This is a genomic window from Acinetobacter sp. TAC-1 (genome assembly GCF_029025845.1).
GTDB classification, from domain to species: Bacteria; Pseudomonadota; Gammaproteobacteria; order Pseudomonadales; family Moraxellaceae; genus Acinetobacter; species Acinetobacter guillouiae.
In genome coordinates, this window is sequence record NZ_CP118892.1 from 4,487,421 (window position 1) to 4,509,425 (window position 22,005).

Genomic DNA, 22,005 nt, shown 5'->3' on the forward strand with positions numbered 1-22,005 from the left:
TCAAGATTCTTCAATCACAATAAAACTAATAAGCTCAAAGTCATTTAATCCAGAAACCACATCTACCAACGCTGATGTAGTCAAGCCTGAAAACAAGCTATCAATATCCTTTTCCGCTTTTACGTCCTGAATGGTATGGATCACAATATCTAACAATTCTGAATATTGACTCATATCTCGACCATCATTGGTTTTCTCATTAAACTTTTCATAAGCTTTGGGTATCGGATAATCCTTTCCTCGACATGCTTTACGTGCTATATCCAACAAATATTTGGCTTGGGTGTAGTCATAAACAACTTCACCACCTTGATTAATATAAACTAAGTAATATGGATATAGGCGGTTGATTTGGCTGTTAGGCGACTCAGAATGTCGTGCTCTTAGGGTGAAAATGACTCCTGCATTTAAACCGAGTTCTGGCTGCGCAGCGACAACGGTATGTAATCCATTCGGTAATCTCTCTAACTCAGGATTCTCTTCCATATAGCCAAGCAAATCCATACGGAAGTCATTCAAACCTAAATCAGTAATAGAAACTCCTGTATTGGCATCTTCCAAGTCTAAAACTTCAGTTTGTAGCTTCTGTAATTGTTCACGACGATAGGCAATATCATTAGCTTGGGCACTGAGGACGTTATCATCTCCCGTACTGGTCATATCGACGATCACCATGCGATTCTCGACCCGTTCTCGCAAGTTAATATATTCATCCAGACTGATATCAGGCCAGTAATTAACGAGCTGAATAACGCTGTTTGATGAACCAATACGATCCACACGCCCAAAGCGTTGAATGATGCGTACGGGATTCCAGTGAATATCAAAATTAATCAAATAATCACAGTCTTGTAAGTTTTGTCCTTCAGAAATACAGTCGGTTGCAATGAGCACATCAATTTCTCTGGATTCTTCAGGGAATATATCTGCTTTTTGTTTTGACTGTGGAGAGAATAAAGTGAGTAAGCCCTGCATATCATAACTTTGGCGGCTTCCCACTCTGGTCTTAATCGTTGAGGTATTATCACTACCGATCACTTTAGCACTGTGCAGACCATAGGTTTCTAGCAGGATCGGAGCAATATGCTCATAGATATAATTCGCTGTATCCGCAAACGCAGTAAATATGATGACTTTACGATTATTGGTATTAATTGGATTCTGAATTTTCTCAACAACATGAGCTTTAAGATGTTGTAGTTTAGCATCCTTTTCAGCATCAATTGGCTGAATCATTCGCAATAAACTGAGAATAATGTGGTAGTCACCGTCTAGATCCGTTTTCCAGCTCAATAGATCCATATCAGCCAAATGAATTTTTAGCTTATTGCCAATAAGGTCTTCAGTATTGAGCAATTCGCCATTTTCATCCTCATCATAACCGAAGTTGGGTGAAATACTGACTTCATCATCCGCCTGACGAGCTTCAAAGTCCGCAATTTTAGCGAGTACATTTTCAATATTTTTCTTTAAAACGTTCAGTGTCAGCCTAAACGCATGGACAGAACTTTCCAGACGTTTCAGTAAATTGACCGTCATCAAAGCCTGTAAACTTTTTTCACGATCTATCTGTTTTAGTTTACCTTTGCCTTCTACACGCGTATCAAAAATTTCTTCGTATTTTCTTAAGGCACTTGGAAAGATATAGCTGACTGGTGCATAGACAGACATCTTGATTAAAGACAGATCTGTATAAATTTGATTCAGAGAAATACTATCCTGATCGGTCGATAATGAACAACGGAATGAAATCGGCTTGAGTCGTTGAGGGAACTGTCCAATATCTTTGGTGTCATAGAAAGTTTGAATGTGCTTTCTTGAACGAGCAATCGTCACGCTATCCAAGAGCTTAAAGAAATCGAAATCCAGAAGGTTAAGAATTGCTTGAGTTGTCCGTTGGGCAGGATCTAGTTTTGCCCAAGCATTAAAGCTGGCCTGTGCTCTACGGAATATAGTTTCGATATCACGTTCAGTATCGAGCTTATTTTCCAATAGAGCAGCATTGCCTTCATAGGCAAGGGCAAGCTGATTCTTGAGGTCAGTGAAGTGATTGTTTACTGGCGTAGCAGACAACATCAACACTTTGGTTTTCACGCCCTGACGAATTACTTGATTCATTAAGCGATCATAACGTGTTTCTCGATCCTTAAATGTGCCACGGTTACGAAAGTTATGCGACTCATCAATCACCACTAAGTCATAGTTACCCCAATTGATTTTCGCCAAATCTATACCTAGGGTTTCACCACCTTTACGAGAGAGATCGGTATGATACAGCACATCGTAGCTAAAACGGTCTTTAGCAAAGATATTCGTGAATAAATTGGCGTTATAATTCGTCCAGTTCGCTCCCAATTTCTTAGGACATAAAACTAGAACACTCTTGTTTCGTAATTCGTAGTATTTGATCACTGCCAATGCAGTAAAGGTCTTACCCAGACCTACACTATCCGCCAAGATACAACCATTATAGGTTTCGAGTTTATTGATGATGCCTACGGCCGCATCTTTTTGGAAATTGAACAACTTATTCCATACTAAGGTATCCTGATAACCTGTAAGATCATTTGGCATGACATCGGCATTGATATCTTCCAAGAAATCTTTGAAGATGTTGTAAAGCATTAAGAAATAAATGCGTTCAGGTGGATTTTCCTGATATACAGACTCAATGTGTCGAATAATTTCACTGGTGACATCTTCTACCTTTGAAGGGTCATTCCAAATTTTATTAAATAGCTGAATATAGGTCTGCACCGTTGGTTGCTCATCAAAGCAGTTCACCATATTAGAAATGGCATTGCCTTTTTCAAAGCCTAGCCCCATCGGGGTAAACCCCTGAATTGGCATATAGGTTAAGGACTGCTCTGGTTTCTGAATACTGATGAATTCCTGCATCGGCGCATTGCTGTTATTCGACTTAAATGTTGCTTTTCGCCGTATCCAATCTGCACATTCTTTTGCAATCGCCTTTTGAGATAACTGATTTTTCAAGTGAATCTCAAACTCTGTCCCATACAGGCTACTTTCACGATCATGTTTAGGAATAATGAACTCACGTTTTTCTTTTTTTAACTTATCTGTCACACCATCTGGGACAAAAGTAGGAGACGTAAAAACAAATTGTAATTCTTCGATTTTTTCTAGTTCTTTTTTTAAATTGGCAAAGGAATAGATAGAAAAGTATGAAGCAGCAATCATCATTTTTGACTTTTTATTTAAATTCTCAGCAATATCAGAGCCAAGTGTACTGTTGATGTTATCAATAAGTTTCATAAGCAAAAAAAAAATTCGATGCTAATCATAATAGCTTATTACGGTGCCTTACACCCATCCTCTTTTATAATAGTTACAGGAAATAGGGAGCTTTCGCCCCCACACTTATCGGCTTTGTATCTTACTTTCAATCCATTGATGAACTTCCAAAGCCACCCAACCAATACGTGATTCACTTAAACGTACTGGTTTCGGGAATGTTGGATCATAATACTTAGAGCTGACATTGATCATTTCGTAAATCTTTGCCCGACTAATACTTGTGAATTGAATAACTTCTTTAATATTAATAATTTGATTCATTTGAAAAGTTTGACCTGTGAACGCATTCATGATGTTTACTCCTGATCATTGATGCGAGCGCTACTGCTCAAATAATCCTGTGAGTCTGTAATTTTTTAACCTTTGACCTCATTCAGTTCACTGCCCTCACACTCCCCTGCAATCCCTGCTGAATATCCTGCACAAACCCATCACCCTGATTGAGCTTAGGCTTAACTTTAGATTTGGACTCAGGTTGTGCTTGTTCAGACTCAGTAACTTCATCTGTATAAAACTCCTCCACCAAGTCCAAACCCTCTTCTGAATTCACCTCAAATCTTGCATTACTAAAACACTGCCGAGCCATCTGATCTAAAGCACTTTGATTAAAGCCAGATGCTTTACTCTGCTGATCAATCTCTTTTGCCATTTGAATAGCTTGTTGAAGATTGACACCATCTCGTAGAGTTAAGTCCACGTAATACACAGGGGTGCGATAACTTTGTGTGGTGGACTTGCCGCGGAGTGTGAGTTGCAATGATAGACATGACAGCAAACCATTCGATGCCGCATGGTAATAAGACAAGCGTGCTGCCAAAGTCCGAATGCTGTTAAATCCAGTCGTTCTAAAAATAAAAGTACCCAATTCATCCGATTCGTCTAAGTTGACATGTAAGCGTCCAAAAGGTTTACAGTTCCCTCCCTGTGCCAATGGACATAGCTCAGGGGAAGGACATGGATGTTGTTCTACACCTTGGCTGGTTTTTCTTTGACAGGTTTCACCATTCCCGATACATACAGGTCGTCCAGTTTGGCGATCAAATAATGTGTATTCCGCTCTAAGGTTGAGTTCAGGATCATTAAATATCATCCGTACTGGAATTGTTCTGAGTTTTTGGTTTTGATTGGGTGCTTTGGCTCGGAGTTGTTCATCCAGTGGATGTTTAATCCATCCGTCTTTCCCTTGGATTTGGCTGGAGATGGTAAATTGGTCATCCTTTTCAGGGAGTCGTTTACCATTCTTTTCAACAATTTTACCAATGCTGATTCTACCGAGTATGGGTGGTGTAATCGCTAAACCTTTGATCATGGTATTTCTCTCTTTTGAATAAATTAATGAGACATAAAAAAATCCCATACGCTCTGGCATGGGACTTTTAATTGTTTATTTCACTTCAAATTACTTAGGCTAAATTTGTTTCAGTCATCATGAGTGTAGATGTTGAAGCGCCTAGAACCTTTTTTGTTTTGTGGAAATTGATTGAGGTATTCAGGGTACTGTTTAAGTAACGCCTTAGTGTCCAAACCGATTGAATCCTTAGACTTCTTCCAAGTTACTGAGCCTGTTTTAAAGGTCGCTCGTTCAGTCTGTTGCATCTTGGCTTGTAGTTGATGTTTCAGCAGATCGAATGTCTCTTGACCAGTTTCAATTTGATGTCGTGCTTGAATCAATTGCTCAAATTGTTGATTGGCTTGTTCATCTTCGGATAGGTCAGTGGTACTGAGTGGCACATGCTCGGGGTAAAGTTGCTGTAAGGCTTTGGCTGCTGATTCAGATGCATCGGCATCAGGTGGCGTATCTTTTTCAACGCACTCCCAAAAGTGCCGTTCAGCATTTATGATCTGTTGGATTACTGACTCTGAACGTGTCACTTTAAAGATTCGGGTTTCATGTCCACAAATCAGTACACAGATATGTGCTGCTTTCTTAGCTGTGACCGCCAATTGATGTTGTACTTGGCAAAGTACATATAGAGGTACACCATCTCGCCAAAGCTTTGCTCCATACTCACCTGCGGTTTTGCATTCCAATATCTGTACATCTGCATCACCAACCACGGAGTAATCTAAGTTGGCTAACATAAAGTGTTTATCAGGTTCAGGGTGTTGTAGTACCGCATTGACTCGACGTACTTTATAGTTGGTGTGGAGACTGTAGTATTCAGCGATCAATGGTTCTAGTCGTTTGCCCCAATACAAAGGTGCATGACCTTCACTTTCATCCTCAATGTTCTGTTGAATACGCCCTGTCTTGATCATCCACAGTTCAAGCATCGACATATAAGGATTGAGTCCGCAGGCTGCGGCACAATCACTACTGCCAATACCTTGTTTTCTAACTTCAAGCCATTCTGCTTGGCTCATGTGTTTGGTATTCACCAAGCGTTTAGCTGAAAAGAATTTAGGAGCAATAAATGTTTTAGACCTTGTTGATGGAAGTAATTGAGCAGATTGAGTCGTGATATTGACATGGTTATTCATATCTACATTCCTATTGAATTATATTTTGGGCATAAAAAAACCATATCCGTAGATATGGTTGAGTTTTGTTAGATGATGGAAATGGAAGGCTTTTAATCAGAGCGTAAAAAATCAGGCATAAAAAAAACCACACTTGGCGTGTGGCTATAAAATAGGTATGTGCAACCGAGGGGTATTCACACATACTCAGCATGTTTGATAAGCCTATTTTTCAATCTCAAACTTAAATGAAGCTTAAGCTAACATTCTTAATGCTTGTTCCAAACCTCGCTGTTTTAAGCCTGCACCTGCACCAAACCATGCTGAATCGAGCCGATGATCCTGACTCATTGCACGACGTTCGTGATCACAAAATTCTGTAATAGAACACAATAAGCCATAAGCCGTATCTTTGGCTGAAGATAGTGTTGCTCCTCGCCCATGCCCATTAAACATGGTCATGACCTTAGACATTGCTCTTCCGTTCGGTTCGGTTTTATTCGAGTCTGCTTGATTGGCAACATTACGATAGAACTGAATGATGTTTTCATCCTGTTCGGCAATACTCAAACTCGTATTATTAAATACCGCATCAAAGTAAGCAGCAGCTTCTTGTTGAGTCACTTTTCGTTGACTGAGCTGTTTCATTTCATACATGTGTTCATCCCATGCACGGATTGAAATACCTAATTGTTGCTTGACCTTTTCAGCATCAAACTTGGTACTGTGCGGGACTTTGACTACACCATAACTTGAATCTTGTCCTTTCAGTGCAATAGCTAAGGTGTTATTACACACTACTCGAATGGAAGTAAATTGTGCTGTCGTAGCAAGCGTTCCATCACACGCCGTGGCTAAAAGAATGTAGCCATTACTGACATCTTTGCCTTTGAGCGCATTCGTTTGTCCAGTTCTCGCCAAAGCCCAGAATTTCCTACCACCTTTTAGTACGCCTGCTGTTTCCAGTTCAAAACCAGATTGTTCTGTTAAGTCTTTGTAGAAATGTAGAATCTCTTGAGGTTGCACTTCCTGAAAGCGCTGGCTGACCACAGATAATGGCGCATGGGTATCTGAACGATAAAGTACCCGTTGTTCTTCAAAAGGCATGATGATACTTTGCCCTCTCTCATTCTGTGCCATGTAACTGACATTTGAAGATTCAATTCGCCAGTCCATACCAGCCTGTTGTGCCCAAACCGCTATGGGTTGATTCTGCGTCAGTTGGTTGCCTAAACCATGCCAAGGCGTTTGTCTAACATATGCCATTTGTTCAATTTGATGTGCCATAAAAATTTTCCTATTCATCATTTAATTTTTTAGATCGTCTATCCAAATTTGGGCATAAAAAAGGCTTGCACAAAGAGCAAGCCGAAATTGTGATTCACCATATTTAGATTCAAATCAATTGATTCACTTAGATGATATATATCTGAAATTATTTGAAATAATCTTAAAGTAGTTCTGCTATTTGTATTTTAGTGTTTGGTTTAAAAATCTTATTTTACAACTGATAAAAAATAAACTATTTTATGGTTTTTAGGGCAACATCATTATTTTGGGTAAATAATAATGTGCTTGTCAAATACTCAATATATAAGGAGAGAATGATGACAAAGACAGCAAATGATCAACGTTCAACGGTAAAAAATCCGAATAATGATCAATTTAAACAAGCTCAAGATAATCGCGCTAATCAACTCAATCCAAATCATCAACCAACAAAATCAAATAGAGGATAACGAAATGAGTAAAGCGGGTTTTCCAAGCACTACTGGTAATCCATCAGGGGGTGGACGTGATAACAATCCGCCACGAAGTAAATAGTCAATTTTAGCAATCCTGCGATATCAATTCGGAAGGCCAAATATGTTTGCCTTCCGAAGGGTATTGATTTAAAAAAGCGCCCCATAACAACATAAATTCTTCTGATGAGGCTAGATCATTTACACTTGCTATCTTTTGAATATGCTCGTAATAAAAATTTTGCCAATAATAAATTAACCATAAACCACTAATTGCATTGATACTGTCAAGCCATTTTTCTTCTGGGAGCTCATTTTTTAGAAATAAGTAGTTTTCATAGCATACTTGCTCATAAATTTCATCATTATAAAATTCACCATAGGGTAAACTGAGAATTAGAAAGCTTTTTGGAGTCGAGATATTTCATACACAGATTATGCTTGAAAATCTTAAATTTTGCAGGTTGAATAATGAACAAAAAGATGAACATTTTTTGATTTATGAAAGAGGTTTAATGCAATTTCTTCATTTTTGAAAGTTAACTTGGCAAACTTTTTTTCAATTGACACTATTCTTTTAGCTAGATTCTTATCTAAATTTTTAATGATTGAATAGTTGAACGACAATAAGTCCATAAAAGACCCTATCTTTTAAATGCGTAGAGTAATTTAAAAAGCTTACCCATATTTTTTTTACTTCACAACTCCGGATGATTCATATTGATTTAACTCGCTTTTCAATCATGATTGATTGACTAAGTCTATCCTTAATTCTATCATTCAACTGCTGACCTACATCGTCAGTCGGTTTTAGCAGACCGTTTAGCCAACACACTAAAAAGTTTATCTTTTTGGTGGGTAACCCTGCGTGCCCCCTCTGCGGCGGAACGGGAGGGGGACACCTTCGGGTGTGCTGATCCTTTGGCTATCAGTCTGCTAACCCCTTTTCGTTTCGCCACCATTATTTAGCAGTAAAGTGGTGAAACTTCTTTCATAGCCAAAGGAGTCATAGCCATGACTAAATTCTTACAAACTTCATTATTCCCTCAAAAGCCATATCGGTTATTGCCGTGCCTTTGGCATAACAGCTAGTTTTTCATTCAACAGACATTCAATCTAAAGACTTATTTGTCCTCGGAATAGGACGCCTTTGTCTTTGCATTTTGTCATGCTGTTGAAATGATCAATTTCAAAATAAGCAATAACAATAAATTAGGGGGAATGATGAAAATTCAAACTTCAATTTTAATCATTGGTTGCTCATTCATAACACTCGGTTGTGCCAGTAAAGCAGAACGGGAGTTTCTTGGGGGTTGCCAATCTACAGGTATGGAGCGATCCGCCTGCAAATGTGTCTATCAAAAACTAGAAGCAAAGTACGGAGAGGAAGGATTTAAAAACAATCTTTACACCTTAAGCCAGACTGAACCCTTTCAAAACGATATGGTGCAAATCAGTTTGCAATGTATGCGGGAGTAGGCGATGAAAGCTATTGCTGGAATCATCTGTATTGTTGCAGTCATTTGCTTTCTGGGTCTGCCATTCATCGGCATGATGATTGTTTTTGGTTTGTTTTACTTACTTGCTCAATATGCGTTTGGTGGAAATAAATGAATACATCTATTGCTTCTTGGTTAATCCGTTCTTATTTGATTATCGGCTTACTGTTTGCAATCTATCAAAACTTTTGGGGTCAACATAGCTATAAATCATTTGCCTATCACTTAGGACAAGGCATTGTTTGGCCAGCGGTGATGTTCCCATCTGTGGGTAAATTCATTGGTGGAGTACTTATTCTTGTAATCATCGGTGGCTTAGTACTTCGCTCTAAATAAATTCCAATCTAAAATATCTATAGGATCTTCTCATGAAAAAATTCACCATAATGGCATTCATGCTGTGCATATATTCCACATCACAAGCAGCACCCAATATCTGGCAAGATGGATTTGCACAAGGGTTTAGCTATTATTTGCTCGAAAATAGTCAAAATCAAAAATTGACTATTTCATGTAATACGGGTGCGGGACCATACAGTGATCACTCAGTAGAACTATCAAAGGGTAGAAAAGAATATGCGAGCTTTAACAAGCAATCGTTTTTTAGCTTTATCATTGATGGAAAGGCATTTGATGCACCTTCTGAAACACGAACTAGGCTTAACGGCAATGATTGGGATAAATTTATCGCTCACGTAGGAAAAGCCAAAAAAATTGAGGTTTTTATAAACAATAAAAAAATGGCTGCTTTCATGCCTAAAAATGCAAATAAAGCGTTTTCTAAAGAGTTAGTTGAGGCATGTGCTTCACTACAATTCTCAAGTTTTTAATTGTCGCTCTTCTTTCATCATTACTTTTATTCATGATTAGACAAGAAATTGGGATACCTAGGCTTAAAAACCTAGGTTCCACTTTCCGATAACGATAAAGAATTATCCAAGCTAAAACCCTCGATAGAGTGAAGCATATAACGACTTAGTAACATTAGCATGGTGGTGAATTATTTGTTTTCTTCATGATCTATAACGGATTATTTTTAGTCTAAATCAGTGTCATCAATGCGCATAGTCAACAAAATATCAAGAGGATAATTACATGAAAAATCATCTGCAACTTATCTTCAATGTGATCATTATTATTGCCCTTACTGGAATAGCTTATCTTGTATGGAATCAATCTAAGCAATCACAAATCAACAACAACGTTCCATCAGATATTAAACCTAATCAAATACACGCTTCGCAAGTTGGAACAATGACTGCCCACCAACCAGACATGCCAGAAGAAACTCATGAGGATTCTCTAAATCAACCTGAAATGACTGAGAATATTCAAACCATTACAAACTCACCAATAAAGGTTCAATCTTGTGGTGCAGATGAATACAGTGCTGATTGTGAGAATCGAAATGTACCTCGACTTTATTTCATGTACAGCATGAACCCTAAAAACCCTGCATGGGTCGAATTTATCACTTTAGGTAAACCTATTGGATATCCAGATATCTTGATTGAGGAAGTACAGATAACATCTAAAGATGCTCATTCCTGTATGGTCGATTCATGGGGGCCAGAAGGTGAAACTATAACTGACAGCGACATAAACGTTTTAATCACCCCTGCTTGTCTTGAAAAGCAAATTAATCATGTTGACTTAAAAATTGATGGGAAACTCTATCGATTCGTTTAATTTTAAAATCAAAAAAATCAAGATTTTTACTAAAATAAACCGATGCCTCTCAACGCATCGGTTTATTTATAGTTCTCTTCATCAATCCTTATTACTTTAGAATATAAGAACAAAGCTCAAAAATACACATGCAAACATGATAGTCTTCTATCAAATCCATTTTAAAGCCATGACGATCATCTACCAAATTCATGTATTAAAACTGCGATGGCAAGATTCACAATAGAACTTAATTACAATTCCTGATTCTGAAGTGCTATGTTTCAATTCAAGTAAATAATTAATCAAGCCACTTAATATCACTTCTGCCAATTTCAACATCCAAGGCGATAACGGTGAACCAGATGAAAGCCGCTTCATGATCATGGTTGCTAAGCTAAGCTTTGAGATGGATGTCTTATTTGAAAATAAATGAATGACTTGTTGTTGATGAGAAACAAATATTCGGTGTATTTGAGCAGACTGGCAATATGGACAACATGTTGGCATTTGAAACATCTCCAATGAAAAAATATAAAAGGGCTTATAGAAATAAACCCTCTTTTGTAATCACTTGATTCGTGATCTTCATGTGGATGATGTATGTCTCAGTTTTCTTCTATTAACCAAAGGTACGCATACGTTTTTTACATTTGACTCGTAAATGTTGGTTTTCTTTTTCAGGTCGAACTAAATATTTGATCGTGTTTAACATATTATTCACTTGATCTTGATTTTTACGATAAATCATACCAATACCTAAACGATTAAGATCAGAGAATTGCTGAAGATACTTATAATCATGACAATTAAAACAATATCCTTTATCGCTAGTGATACTGCCCCATAATTCGCCCACTTGTTTAGCAATACCATAGGCTTTTTGATGTTCACTCCCTTTGTAGACCAATAATAAATGGCAGTGGTATCCTTTGTCCTTGCCCTGTTCTAATGCCCATGCATATTCAATTAAACCCGCAAATATTCTATCTTTATCACGTAATCTAGTACGTAATACGTCCATATCATCATTAAATGCTTGAATACCAACTTGGTTTTGATGTTTAAGGAGATAAGCTAAATCTACACGAACCACTAAAATACGTGAATAACGCTCAACGACTTGTTCCATACGCTCAACTAAATTTCTTGTATTTACAGATTCACTATAATGATGATCACGCAATTGACGTAAATGTCTGCGATGGTGTTTTTTAAATCCCTCTTTAATTTCAATAAAGGATATTCGTTTTAATATTTCATACAAAGAATGCCAATGGTCAAGATACTTCTCAAAATCAATGAGTAATTCAATCAATGTATCGACGTAAGCAGAATAATAGAAGTCATGATTATAAATTCCATCCAGTTGGAAAATTAAATCAGTGAGCTTTTCATAGAATCGATTTGGCATTCGCGATCTATTGACAACATCATATACAAAGTCTTCGATCTCGATGAGGGTTTTAGATTCATTCACTAAATGTGTCATGTTGATTTCCTATAAGGATTTAATTCATAGGAATACACAGAGTGTAATTATTTACTTAGTAGTGATAATAAACATTCCATTAAACTAGCTTTATTAATTTAAATAATATTAATAACCCTCAATAAATAAATATTAAGAAGCACAAGAACATTGGAAAAATTTAAAAAAATAAAGCAATAATTATCCGAACAAAACACCAAAAAAATTTAAAAAAATAATTTTTCATTATTTTAAAAATTTAGACTTAAGTTAAAGTTAACACACTTATAATTAAAAACCTCCGCGCCATATAATTAACAACTTAAAATATATAGATTAAAACATTTAAATATTGAATTTAATCAGAATTAATTAGACCTTTTGCACATGTAGGTTTATTGATCATTTTTACTTTATGTAATACCTCATGAATCAAAGATCAATTTTGATCAATTTTCGATCTTTACAAGAGGTCTATTGTGGTATCTGAAATTCCACAAGCTGAAATGTCAAAAAGTTTTAGAAATATTATAGAAATTGAATAGATTTAAGATAAATCTTATATATATCTCAATATCTACAATAAGATAGAACCTAATATTCAATACTTAAAAAACACTGAAAATACGTATATAATCACTACATAAATTCTACTACTTTTACTACACAAGGAGTCGCAGATGCCTGGTTTTGATGAGGACATTCATGAAGTTCAAGAAACAGACAGTAAAGTAAATAATAGTCTAGATACTGTTGATGAAATATTAGATGAAGAGTTTCTAAAATCAATTGAAATCGCTCTAGAAGGATATTCAGATGAAGACCTTATCTGGATTTCCATAGATTTTTTAAATTTTAGAGAAAATCTTAAACATGGACCTAAAAAAAGTTATCATGAAATTAATGATTTGAGACATTTTTCAAATTTCAAAGATTTAAAAGACAATCTGATAGACCAAATAAAAAAATTAAAATCAAAAGAAAATATTAACAACCTCTTTAAGGAAATTAAGAGTAGTAATAATAAAATTTCACAAACATTAATAGAAATAAAAGAAAATAAAAGATTGTGTGTTTTTATTTTCAATTACATAAAAAACTCCAATCATGATTTTTTACAATTTGAATACCACCCAAACATATATCTCCATCTAGCGCATTGGTATTTCACAGACAAAGAGAACGAATACAGAAAAAATCATAAGATTAATAGTGCTATAAAATATTTTACTGATAATATTATTTTAAAAGGAGAAAAATATTCAAAAAAAGTCAGAGATAATCATTTCGTTGATTGGGTATATTTATACTTAAAAAGAATTGACGATAATTTTAAAATGATAAATTATGTACCAACGTGTAAAAATAATTATCAATTATTAACAACAACATATCTGGATTACTTAAACTTCTATGATAAGATTCAACATGAAAATACAATCAATAAACTTAATAAGGCATGGAGTCAGAAAAAATTTAGGGAAGGAGGAAAAGTAAGAAAACCCCACCATCTCCCTCTCACAAAAAAGACAATAGAAAAGCTTAAAAAACTATCGGCTTTCAAAAATATTTCAGAATCTGATATGTTAGAGGAGCTCATAGACCAAACTTTCCTTAAAGAAATGTGCGATGAACATGGAAAGCCAAAGTTCTAATGTCCATATTTTTTGTATATTAATATTTTTGGGGGTATAATTGGGGGTAATAATAAAAATTTGTTACACCTGTATAATTTTATTTCAATAGCTTAGCTTGAAAATATGACTCCCTCTTTCAGCCAGAATTGAAAAACTGCATGCCGATGCAGTGGAGAAAGGCCTAAACCTTAAGGGTTTAGGCCTTTTTTGTTGTCTTTCTAATAATCAGAATCTTGATATGATTGAGGATAGAATTCATTTGTGGCGGATAGCTGAAAAAATATAAATCGCACAGCCTCACATCGTTCCATTATCCAAATAGGCAATTGAAATCATTGGAAAATTATGCCCACTTACCTTGGTAGAAACATATTGACTACTTATTCTAAATAATGGTTAGGTGGCCCTACTTAATAGTAATGAATTTAACTTTTATTGACTACTAAAAAGTATTTATACTATAACTCACTTATTCAGGGTGGGACCGGAATGGATTTTGCAAGCGAGCAACATCCAACACAGATATACCCTTTTTGAGAATTTTAAACCCTTAGAATAATTTTAGCTGTTTCTCTAAAACTATCTTTTCCGCCTTATCCAAACAATTGATCATCTGCCCAGCAACAGCCTCAATTACTTTCACACAAACAGAGTTCCCAAATTGTTTATAGATCTGGCCATGAGAAACAGCATTAACAATATAATTTTCAGGAAAACCCTGAAGTCTTGCGCACTCACGAGGAGTTAACTTACGTGGGTTCTTATTTAACTCTGCCTGAGAGATCAGGATCTCAGATCCATCTTTATAGTAACGAGCACTTAAAGTATTAGTATAAGAGCTATCACCAGTGTAAAGAGTATAGCCAAATCCATTGCCCTTGATACCATGACCTTCTTTACGGCGTTGATGTCCTTCCCATAGACGATCAGAAATTGTATAGACATCTTCGCTTTTTTTGAGTTTCTCAACACCTTCAAGAATGTTGCCTAATCTAGTCTGTGTTTTAGGTGGTACAGGCCAACTAAACAGTTCGTCGAAGTTGCACTCTTTACCGAAGTATTTTTTGTCAAAACCTACAAGAAAAATTCGCTCTCTATTCTGAGGTACACCAAAATCAGCGGCACGAAGAACCCTCACATCTACCCAATAGTTAAGCTTTTCAGAAAGTGCTTTTTTAGTTTCATCAGAAAGAGAAACTTCTAGATCAAGTTCTTGATCAAATTCCCCTTTCAAAATCTCAAGAATAGTCTTTAATGTTCTGCCCTTATCATGTCCTTGCAACTGTTTTACGTTCTCAAGCAAAAATGCTTTGGGACGCTTCTCTACAAGAATACGTTGGATCTCAAAGAACATAGTTCCTCGAGTATCTTGGAAACCTTGTCTTTTTCCTGCCTGCGAGAAAGCTTGACATGGAAAACCGCCTAACAGAATGTCATGGTCAGGAATATTAGCCGCTTTGATCTGTGTTATATCGCCAGAAGGTAATTCACCAAAATTTGCAGCGTAAGTCTTTTGGGCAAATTTATCCCATTCAGAACTAAATAAACATTTACCTTTTAATTGCTGAAAAGGTAATCGAATTCCACCAATTCCAGCAAAGAGATCAATGAAAGTAAATTTATGCTTCTGTTCAGGCTGCTCTCTAAAAGGTGCTTTATCAGGCAACGCGATAATTTGTTCCCATTTAGCTTTAGTGGGGACGTGTTCACCACTTTCCCATCCTCTGACAGTTCTTTCGCCATTCTCTTTCATATCAAGAAGCAAAGCGAACTCTTTAAGAGATAACCCCATATTATTTCTTTTTTGTCTGATATATGATGAATCAAAATCAACGTACTTCACAACAACTTATCCGTTTTTTGACCTGGTTCAATATAACACATGTCAAAAGTAAGTGCCATATAATAGAGGCAAATATGTCAGTTTTTGAACTTGAAAATCTTAACGATGTTGTTCTTGCATGTAGACAGGAATATCAAAACTTACCGAATAAAATTGATATAAAAATTACGAGTGAATTGAAAGATTTAATACAAGAAGAAATATCTAAAATACTTTCTAATGGTGTTTCTGTCGAATTCTCTGACTACTCAATTACTTATAAAAATAGAGACGATCTAATTGCAATTCTTCCATCAAGATGGTTATGGATAGCATCTGTATTTCATAAATATGCATTTGAGTACTTTAAATATTCAGATCTGGTACATGGCATAAATGAAAAGTTAAATCTTCCAAAAGGGTTCTTAAAAGATTTTCCAAAAAATTCTGAACCAGCAACCAAAAGTCCTGATGAACTTCGTTTCGAACAAGAAATTTTTAAAGAACTACGATTAAGAGATAACACCCACCTCAATTCGAATTTCGATCTTATAAAAATGTTTTTATACGAGAGATCGTGGTGGAATTTTGGTGGTAGTGGTAAAACTCTTGACCGACATGATTCTTACGATAGTACTTTACTTGGCGCATGTCAGGTTATTGCTGCGAGCTCAGATAAGTTAATTACTCTTATTACTGTGTTTTTGAGAAGCACACAGCTTCAAAATTTGTTTCAACAAATAGCCATGCCATACATTTCCAAAATAAATGTACCTAGTCAGGTAATGAAAGGGGAAAATACCATCTACTACGGCGCACCTGGTACAGGTAAGAGCCATGAAATTGATAAACTAGCAAATGATAATAACTCTGTCCGAACTGTCTTTCATCCAGAAAGCCAGTACAGCGATTTTGTAGGATGTCTCAGACCATCTATGGGAGGTAGTGGAATTGAATATAGTTTCAAACATGGTCCTTTCATCCAATCTTTGATTATGGCTCTTAAAAATCCTAGTAATCACTTTTATCTAATCATCGAAGAAATTAACCGTGCGCCTGCTGCTGCAGTTTTTGGCGAACTATTTCAATTATTAGACAGAGATGAGACTGGTAGAAGCCAGTATTCCATTGATATCAATGACAAGGATTTATTAAAATTACTTAAAAATGAATTACCAAATAGCTTCAATGATAACAAGTTATACATCCCAGCAAATTTTAGCATTTATGCAACAATGAATAGCAGTGATCAAGCGGTTATGCTGATATGTGCTGAATTAGCAGGAGACTTTCACTTGGGATATGCTAGGCAGCTAACCGATAAAAGTTCTCTGCTATTTGATTTGGCGTTTTAAAATCCAAACTCTTTTGAATTCTTCGCTGATTATAAAATAACACAATGTATTTTGTAATATCTGCTTTAGCTTCATCTCTGGTTTTATAGTTGCAATGATGCACTAATTCATTCTTGAGTATGCCCCAGAAACTTTCAATCGGTGCATTATCGTAACAGTCCCCACGTTTGCTCATTGAACCTTGAAAATCACATTTTTCCAGTATCTTTCGATATTCATGGCTGCAATATTGGCTGCCTCTGTCCGAATGAATAATTAAGCCTTTCGTTGGTTTTTGATTACGAATCGCCATAGTCAGTGCATTGCAAACAAGTTGTGCGGTCATACGCTCATTTAAGCTATAGCCAACCACTTGTTTCGTGTACAGGTCTTTTACTGCTGCCAAGTATAACCAACCTTCAGCAGTCCAAATGTATGTAATATCGCTTGACCATGCAAGATTGGGCTTAGTCATTGAAAACTGTTGCTCTAGTAAATTTGCGTAGATCGCTCGATTATGATCACTCTTCGTAGTTCTTTTGAAACGCTTATGACGCTTACAATACAGCTGGTTGAGCTTTTTTATTTGACGTACAGCATACGTACTGATTTTGATACCTTGCGCTTGTAAATGCTTAGTTAATCGAATATAGCCATAGCTTTGTTTAGTTTCCTCATGAGCTATTTTGACCAAAATTGTCTGTTGATTTCGCTGAACCAATCTTTTATTCATGCCTCGTTTTAGCCAATCATAAAATCGTGACACTGAAACGTGAAGTAATCTAGCCATAAAGCTAATCGGGAATAAATATCTTTGCTGTTTCATATAGGCGTACCTTACTGACTTTCTTTCGCAAAGTACGCTGCTGCCTTTTTTAGAAATTCACGTTCCATTTCAGCTGTTTTGAGCTGTTGTTTGAGCTTTTTATTTTCTTCGAGTAAGGCATTTAGATCAGGTGAATATTGTTTAGTGCCTGCTAAGGTGCCAGTCTTTGCTTTATTATTCCAATTTGAAAGAGTTTGCATTGAAATGCCAAGTTGTCTGGCTGTTTCCGATACATTGCCTTGATTGGCTTCAATCAATTTTATTGCTTCAACTTTAAATTCTGCGGTGTAAGTCTTCTGTTTCTTGCTCATGGTAAACTCCTGATGAGTGTCTATAGTTTACCAAGTTAAAACCTCCTGTTTTCTCAGCACACATCATGCCTTTAGACTCTGCATTCAAACGTCGTTGGAAATTTATATACAAACCTCTAAACTTCTCAGATTCGCCTGCTGGGAATTTTGATATTTATACAGAAGAAGGTAAGAAAACTATAAGTTGGTCAATATTTGCAAAAGCTGTTAATGCCATTTTATCTTTAGAGTCTATTCCTGAAGACAGACATTTAGGTCCTTGGTTTGTAAATAAAACTGAAATCGCAGATCCTAAAAATGCAAACAATGCATTAACAGGTAAAATTATGATGTATCTCTGGGATGATGTTTTAAGACACAGCGAGCGCTCAATCCTCTTTCAATCTGAAATTAAAACATTTGGTGCATTAATTAAGGGATTTAAGGATAAAAAAATTGTTTTCTCAAATAACTTCTTACTCTCTGTAAAAGATGACGTTCAAGATAGTATAGAGGAATCAACGGAAGAAACATTAAACATCAATCCAACAGTGGAAGATACTACTGGTGAAAACTAGTGCCTTTAAAAACATATATTTTTTAGATAGGAGTCTAATCCATTCATTACCGACTCCTGTTGCGACATATATACAATCACAAGGGTTATTAAGTTCTATTAATGGACTAAATACCTCATTTTGTGGGCTTATCTCCTACCAAGGAAAGAATTATTTCTTCTTCCCTCGTCAGTCCAATCTTATCGATATTAAGCAGGATCCTGTACGTTACTGTTCTATGTTGATGCAAGCTCTTTTAAAGTTTGCACAATTATCTCGAACACAAATAAGAAATCCTGAAGATGGAGCTGATGAAATAGGTTTCGAAAAACTGGAGATGTTCAAATATTTGATTCATGATTTCCAGCAACATGGAATTTTTAAAAATGAAGAAGTACATTTACGTAAGAATTCTGGAAAATCCGATTGGAAAAAAACTATAAATAGGTCTATTTCTTATCCTGATAGTTCTGGTCATCCTGTTTATCTTGATGTTTTTGGTAAACATAGAACTTCGGCAAATTCAGAAATTACTAGAATTCATGCAGCAATTCTTAAACAAGTATATTCAAATTACGGTTTTATTTTTACACGCAATCACAATGTCCCATATTCGTTAAAACAATTTGGTGATACCAATTTATCAATTGACACTCAGATTTCTATTTTAAAAAATGAAATTAGAAACCATTTTGCTGATCGTCAAACACTACTTTTGAAAACCCTTATTGAGTACTTGCAAGGCTTTAAAGGTAATCATCAAAAAAATCAAATCATAGGTGTTACACGTTTTCATGTAGCATGGGAACACATGCTTGCCAATTGTTTTGAAAATGTAATTGATATTAATAGTAAATTACCTAAACCTGTATTTGTTCGGTATGATGGCCAAGCAATACCTGCAAAAAAATCAGGTATGCGCACTGATATCGTGATTAAAGATACAGCTCTCCACACCTTAACCGTACTTGATGCAAAGTATTACGAGGCAACAACTGTTGAGAATTCTCCTGGTTGGTCAGATCTAGTGAAACAGTTTTTTTATGAAAAAGCTTTAAAAGAAATTATTGATTTTCAAGACTATCAATATCAAAATATTTTTATTTTCCCTGGAAAGGAAGTCATTTTCCAAAAAATAAAAATGCAAGATCAGCAATCTGGAGATTTTTTAACAAATGAATTTCCTGAAATATTATGTTTATATTTAGATCCTCTAGAAATATTAAAAAAATATTTCAATAATGAGAAGATATCACTGAAATATTTTTTCAATGATAGAGAAAAATAAATTAGTGGACAATCCTATAGTGAACCATTCCTATACAAACCAATTTAAGTTAAAGACACTAACCTCATTGGCCCTAGACAAAATAATGGACAAGTAGCCCCACTTAACTATCGTAACTTCAACTTCAGAGACATAAACTGCTTTATCTTGAATTCTAACAAGAAGCACTAAATTATGCACTTTCAAGCTCATATGGTATAGGGTAATGTGCTTACTGACCGAAAAGAAGCAATTCTGTCTGGTTCGAATATACTAAGGTTTACTACAATCTAATTAGGGGATATTCTGCAAATAACTGGTTAAGCCCAAAGGCATACAATCAAAAATATTTTAAGAATTTAAAGGATTCGGCTGTTCATGATACTATCTAAAATCCCCCCCTTTCAAAGATGGTATTTCTACATTATGAGTCCAATAAAAATATAGATAATTAAATTTAAACATTATCCCATAATAAATACCCATTCTCCTTTGCCTGTCTGTATGCCCAACTTGCAACACTATGTGACCGTTCAATATTAGTCAGAAAACCAAGCTTTGATAACTCGTCCGTAATGCGACTATCAAAGTTTTGATTCCGCTCTTGCCATTGCAATAAAAATTCTTCTGATGCTAAGAAATCACTTTTAGCTAAATTGCATTTTTCATCTGCAAGTACAAAATTATGACCTGTATCTGCTGGGTACATTGCCCAAGGTATAAAATGATCTACAGCCCACTTATTTTGTTTAATTGGCTTTTGGCAGTAGAAACACTTACACATTTGTAGGTCAACTAAGAATTCTCCTACTTAGCGGAGTTGATTTCGATTTGGTTCAAACATAAATGTTGCCAAATCAGGTAAACCATCTAGCACTAATAAATTGCCTTTATTTAACCTTACAAAATCAACCCACTTTTTTTGGCATAACTCTTCAATGATTTCGCTAAACTGACGCAAACAATACATGACGTTTGGTAGAAGTATAAGTTGTTTTCGAGAATCTTCTAAACGATATAAAAACTCAACATTCTGACGTTTCAAATTTTGTAGGTAATTTACAGGCATCTTTTTCACAATGTCAGATACTTTCTTTTTTAATTGTAACCAGTACACACGATCTCGTCTGGCTAAGGCAAGAGATTTATAACTTTGCTGGGCAGTGTAAATTAAGCTGATAATTCCTGCTTGCTTGCCATTATTCTGTTGTAATAGGAACGGTTCATTTTCATTAAAAAGAAATGGAAGAGTCTGCTTCCAATATAAATCTATAAATTTTTCTGCAATATCAAGATAGTCTAAAGTTAAGCTTTCCCCAGTATCATCTCCTTGCTCAATCGCTAAACGAGAAAGACTCATCAACAAAGCAAATTTATAAGTGGAAGAAAAACTTCCTGAATGCAAAATTTGCTGAATCTGTTTCAGAAACTTAAGTTGCTGCTGTGGTGTTGGTATAGATACTGACATTATTTATTCAATTTTTTTTGAAATATGACATTCAGCCAATCTTCATGATGATCGGGACGCTTATCAATGGTAATCCATTGTTGTAACAGTAAAATATTATCAAATTTTTTTAATAAGTTCTGTGCCTGTGATTCATCCATATCTGTAAATTTTCTTCCATCCTTGTAATGGTCTCCCGTACCATATTTAAATGACATATAGCAGATACCATTAACTTTTAATGCTTTTAGTATTTTTCCCAGTACCTCAGGCAAGCGTTTTCTTTCACAATGTAATAGTGAAGCACATGCCCAAATACCATCATACTGATTTAGCTCAGACAACTCATAGAAGCTTTCAAAACGCACATCGATTCCAGTGAATTGACTTGCCTTATCAACCAGTTCTTTTGAATAATCTGTTGCTGTAACCTGGTAACCTTTATCTTTAAAAGCTAAGGTATCCCTACCTGAACCACAACCTAAATCAAGTATAAAGGCATGGTCTGGTAGATAGCGTAAAAATGGTTGGTATAGGCTCTCCATGTCTACCTTAAATGTAGACTCGAAGAATCCCAATGCATTGATATCGTAATAATCTAAGGTTTGTTTCATTCATATCACGAATAATTTTTCTCAACTCTACCAAAAAATAAGGGAGCAAAAGC

General features: G+C 35.6%; 20 protein-coding genes and 1 pseudogene. 10 read left to right on the forward strand and 11 right to left on the reverse strand.

The genetic code is table 11. The features are described from left to right. The 5 genes from PYV58_RS20990 to PYV58_RS21010 form a co-directional block, all read right to left on the reverse strand. Entirely contained in the window at window positions 1-3,276 is a 3,276-nt protein-coding gene (locus PYV58_RS20990) for a helicase-related protein (RefSeq protein WP_275059660.1), read from the reverse strand. A gap of 105 nt (window positions 3,277-3,381) precedes the next feature. Then, on the reverse strand, window positions 3,382-3,609 hold the full coding sequence (locus tag PYV58_RS20995; RefSeq protein ID WP_275059661.1) for an AlpA family phage regulatory protein: 228 nt from the start codon (window positions 3,607-3,609) through the stop codon (window positions 3,382-3,384). A gap of 82 nt (window positions 3,610-3,691) precedes the next feature. Continuing rightward, complete coding sequence (locus PYV58_RS21000; RefSeq protein ID WP_275059662.1) at window positions 3,692-4,627, reverse strand: hydrolase or metal-binding protein; 936 nt, start codon at window positions 4,625-4,627, stop codon at window positions 3,692-3,694. A 110-nt stretch (window positions 4,628-4,737) separates the two neighbouring features. After that, a complete protein-coding gene (locus PYV58_RS21005; protein ID WP_275059663.1) occupies window positions 4,738-5,799 on the reverse strand; it encodes a lambda-exonuclease family protein in 1,062 nt (353 codons plus the stop codon). A 234-nt stretch (window positions 5,800-6,033) separates the two neighbouring features. Continuing rightward, window positions 6,034-7,065, reverse strand: coding sequence for a DUF932 domain-containing protein (locus tag PYV58_RS21010; protein ID WP_275059664.1), 1,032 nt, complete (start codon window positions 7,063-7,065; stop codon window positions 6,034-6,036). A 320-nt stretch (window positions 7,066-7,385) separates the two neighbouring features. On the opposite strand from PYV58_RS21010, the gene PYV58_RS21015 reads away from it, so the two are divergent. From PYV58_RS21015 to PYV58_RS21040, 6 genes are all read left to right on the forward strand, one after another. Continuing rightward, window positions 7,386-7,517, forward strand: coding sequence for a hypothetical protein (locus PYV58_RS21015; RefSeq protein ID WP_275059665.1), 132 nt, complete (start codon window positions 7,386-7,388; stop codon window positions 7,515-7,517). A gap of 1,227 nt (window positions 7,518-8,744) precedes the next feature. Continuing rightward, window positions 8,745-8,999: a hypothetical protein gene (locus tag PYV58_RS21020; protein ID WP_275059666.1), complete on the forward strand. Its 255-nt coding sequence runs from the start codon at window positions 8,745-8,747 to the stop codon at window positions 8,997-8,999. Window positions 9,000-9,002: 3 nt separating this feature from the next. Then, the gene (locus tag PYV58_RS21025; protein ID WP_275059667.1) at window positions 9,003-9,134 is read left to right on the forward strand and encodes a hypothetical protein; all 132 of its coding nucleotides are present in this window, start codon (window positions 9,003-9,005) and stop codon (window positions 9,132-9,134) included. Next, window positions 9,131-9,355 carry a hypothetical protein gene (locus tag PYV58_RS21030; protein ID WP_275059668.1) on the forward strand — a complete coding sequence of 75 codons (225 nt, stop codon included), beginning with the start codon at window positions 9,131-9,133 and terminating at the stop codon, window positions 9,353-9,355. Before PYV58_RS21025 ends, PYV58_RS21030 begins: the two co-directional genes overlap by 4 nt. A 32-nt stretch (window positions 9,356-9,387) precedes the next feature. Further along, window positions 9,388-9,849 carry a hypothetical protein gene (locus PYV58_RS21035; protein WP_275059669.1) on the forward strand — a complete coding sequence of 154 codons (462 nt, stop codon included), beginning with the start codon at window positions 9,388-9,390 and terminating at the stop codon, window positions 9,847-9,849. 265 nt (window positions 9,850-10,114) lie between these two features. Then, window positions 10,115-10,708, forward strand: a complete 594-nt coding sequence (locus PYV58_RS21040; protein ID WP_275059670.1) for a hypothetical protein — start codon at window positions 10,115-10,117, stop codon at window positions 10,706-10,708. Between the two features lie 189 nt (window positions 10,709-10,897). Here PYV58_RS21040 and PYV58_RS21045 read toward each other — a convergent pair whose 3' ends face one another. Together PYV58_RS21045 and PYV58_RS21050 are read right to left on the reverse strand one after the other, a co-directional pair. After that, on the reverse strand, window positions 10,898-11,197 hold the full coding sequence (locus PYV58_RS21045; protein WP_275059671.1) for a hypothetical protein: 300 nt from the start codon (window positions 11,195-11,197) through the stop codon (window positions 10,898-10,900). Window positions 11,198-11,309: 112 nt separating this feature from the next. Continuing rightward, window positions 11,310-12,179 (reverse strand): inovirus-type Gp2 protein, encoded by an 870-nt coding sequence (locus tag PYV58_RS21050; RefSeq protein WP_275059672.1) that lies wholly within the window; start codon window positions 12,177-12,179, stop codon window positions 11,310-11,312. A 659-nt stretch (window positions 12,180-12,838) separates the two neighbouring features. Between PYV58_RS21050 and PYV58_RS21055 the strand changes: the two genes are divergently transcribed. Then, window positions 12,839-13,813, forward strand: coding sequence for a hypothetical protein (locus PYV58_RS21055; protein ID WP_275059673.1), 975 nt, complete (start codon window positions 12,839-12,841; stop codon window positions 13,811-13,813). Between the two features lie 532 nt (window positions 13,814-14,345). Here the strand turns inward: PYV58_RS21055 and dcm are convergent. Next, the gene (gene dcm, locus PYV58_RS21060; RefSeq protein ID WP_034618023.1) at window positions 14,346-15,638 is read right to left on the reverse strand and encodes a DNA (cytosine-5-)-methyltransferase; all 1,293 of its coding nucleotides are present in this window, start codon (window positions 15,636-15,638) and stop codon (window positions 14,346-14,348) included. A gap of 74 nt (window positions 15,639-15,712) precedes the next feature. Between dcm and PYV58_RS21065 the strand changes: the two genes are divergently transcribed. Continuing rightward, the gene (locus PYV58_RS21065; RefSeq protein ID WP_275059674.1) at window positions 15,713-16,972 is read left to right on the forward strand and encodes an AAA family ATPase; all 1,260 of its coding nucleotides are present in this window, start codon (window positions 15,713-15,715) and stop codon (window positions 16,970-16,972) included. On the opposite strand, the gene PYV58_RS21070 is transcribed toward PYV58_RS21065, so the two are convergent. Beyond that, a protein-coding gene (locus PYV58_RS21070) for an IS3-like element ISAba21 family transposase (RefSeq protein ID WP_085947552.1) occupies window positions 16,923-18,088 on the reverse strand; the annotation gives its coding sequence in 2 pieces (ribosomal slippage) (window positions 16,923-17,830 and window positions 17,830-18,088; 1,167 coding nt in all). The two genes, PYV58_RS21065 and PYV58_RS21070, sit on opposite strands and share 50 nt — an antisense overlap. A 65-nt stretch (window positions 18,089-18,153) precedes the next feature. Here PYV58_RS21070 and PYV58_RS21075 point away from each other — a divergent pair. Both PYV58_RS21075 and PYV58_RS21080 read left to right on the forward strand, forming a co-directional pair. After that, the gene (locus tag PYV58_RS21075) at window positions 18,154-18,645 is read left to right on the forward strand and encodes a hypothetical protein (RefSeq protein ID WP_275059675.1); all 492 of its coding nucleotides are present in this window, start codon (window positions 18,154-18,156) and stop codon (window positions 18,643-18,645) included. Beyond that, window positions 18,635-19,912, forward strand: coding sequence for an LlaJI family restriction endonuclease (locus PYV58_RS21080; RefSeq protein WP_034618027.1), 1,278 nt, complete (start codon window positions 18,635-18,637; stop codon window positions 19,910-19,912). Before PYV58_RS21075 ends, PYV58_RS21080 begins: the two co-directional genes overlap by 11 nt. Window positions 19,913-20,348: 436 nt before the next feature. On the opposite strand, the pseudogene PYV58_RS21085 reads toward PYV58_RS21080, so the two are convergent. Both PYV58_RS21085 and PYV58_RS21090 read right to left on the reverse strand, forming a co-directional pair. Further along, a pseudogene (locus PYV58_RS21085) lies at window positions 20,349-21,359 on the reverse strand (HNH endonuclease signature motif containing protein). Next, complete coding sequence (locus PYV58_RS21090; RefSeq protein ID WP_034613938.1) at window positions 21,359-21,952, reverse strand: class I SAM-dependent methyltransferase; 594 nt, start codon at window positions 21,950-21,952, stop codon at window positions 21,359-21,361. Before PYV58_RS21090 ends, PYV58_RS21085 begins: the two are co-directional and overlap by 1 nt. Between the last annotated feature and the right edge of the window lie 53 nt (window positions 21,953-22,005).

What these genes read in the sequence shown, in the direction of transcription:
- PYV58_RS20990 (WP_275059660.1), bottom strand. Translation starts at nt 3,276, where the DNA reads ATGAAACTTATTGATAACATCAACAGTACACTTGGCTCTGATATTGCT.
- PYV58_RS21030 (WP_275059668.1), top strand. Translation starts at nt 9,131, where the DNA reads ATGAATACATCTATTGCTTCTTGGTTAATCCGTTCTTATTTGATTATC.
- PYV58_RS21025 (WP_275059667.1), top strand. Translation starts at nt 9,003, where the DNA reads ATGAAAGCTATTGCTGGAATCATCTGTATTGTTGCAGTCATTTGCTTT.
- PYV58_RS21055 (WP_275059673.1), top strand. Translation starts at nt 12,839, where the DNA reads ATGCCTGGTTTTGATGAGGACATTCATGAAGTTCAAGAAACAGACAGT.
- PYV58_RS21090 (WP_034613938.1), bottom strand. Translation starts at nt 21,952, where the DNA reads ATGAAACAAACCTTAGATTATTACGATATCAATGCATTGGGATTCTTC.
- PYV58_RS21000 (WP_275059662.1), bottom strand. Translation starts at nt 4,627, where the DNA reads ATGATCAAAGGTTTAGCGATTACACCACCCATACTCGGTAGAATCAGC.
- PYV58_RS21050 (WP_275059672.1), bottom strand. Translation starts at nt 12,179, where the DNA reads ATGACACATTTAGTGAATGAATCTAAAACCCTCATCGAGATCGAAGAC.
- PYV58_RS21005 (WP_275059663.1), bottom strand. Translation starts at nt 5,799, where the DNA reads ATGAATAACCATGTCAATATCACGACTCAATCTGCTCAATTACTTCCA.
- PYV58_RS21035 (WP_275059669.1), top strand. Translation starts at nt 9,388, where the DNA reads ATGAAAAAATTCACCATAATGGCATTCATGCTGTGCATATATTCCACA.
- PYV58_RS21040 (WP_275059670.1), top strand. Translation starts at nt 10,115, where the DNA reads ATGAAAAATCATCTGCAACTTATCTTCAATGTGATCATTATTATTGCC.
- PYV58_RS21015 (WP_275059665.1), top strand. Translation starts at nt 7,386, where the DNA reads ATGACAAAGACAGCAAATGATCAACGTTCAACGGTAAAAAATCCGAAT.
- PYV58_RS21045 (WP_275059671.1), bottom strand. Translation starts at nt 11,197, where the DNA reads ATGCCAACATGTTGTCCATATTGCCAGTCTGCTCAAATACACCGAATA.
- PYV58_RS21020 (WP_275059666.1), top strand. Translation starts at nt 8,745, where the DNA reads ATGAAAATTCAAACTTCAATTTTAATCATTGGTTGCTCATTCATAACA.
- PYV58_RS21075 (WP_275059675.1), top strand. Translation starts at nt 18,154, where the DNA reads ATGCCTTTAGACTCTGCATTCAAACGTCGTTGGAAATTTATATACAAA.
- PYV58_RS20995 (WP_275059661.1), bottom strand. Translation starts at nt 3,609, where the DNA reads ATGAATGCGTTCACAGGTCAAACTTTTCAAATGAATCAAATTATTAAT.
- PYV58_RS21065 (WP_275059674.1), top strand. Translation starts at nt 15,713, where the DNA reads ATGTCAGTTTTTGAACTTGAAAATCTTAACGATGTTGTTCTTGCATGT.
- PYV58_RS21010 (WP_275059664.1), bottom strand. Translation starts at nt 7,065, where the DNA reads ATGGCACATCAAATTGAACAAATGGCATATGTTAGACAAACGCCTTGG.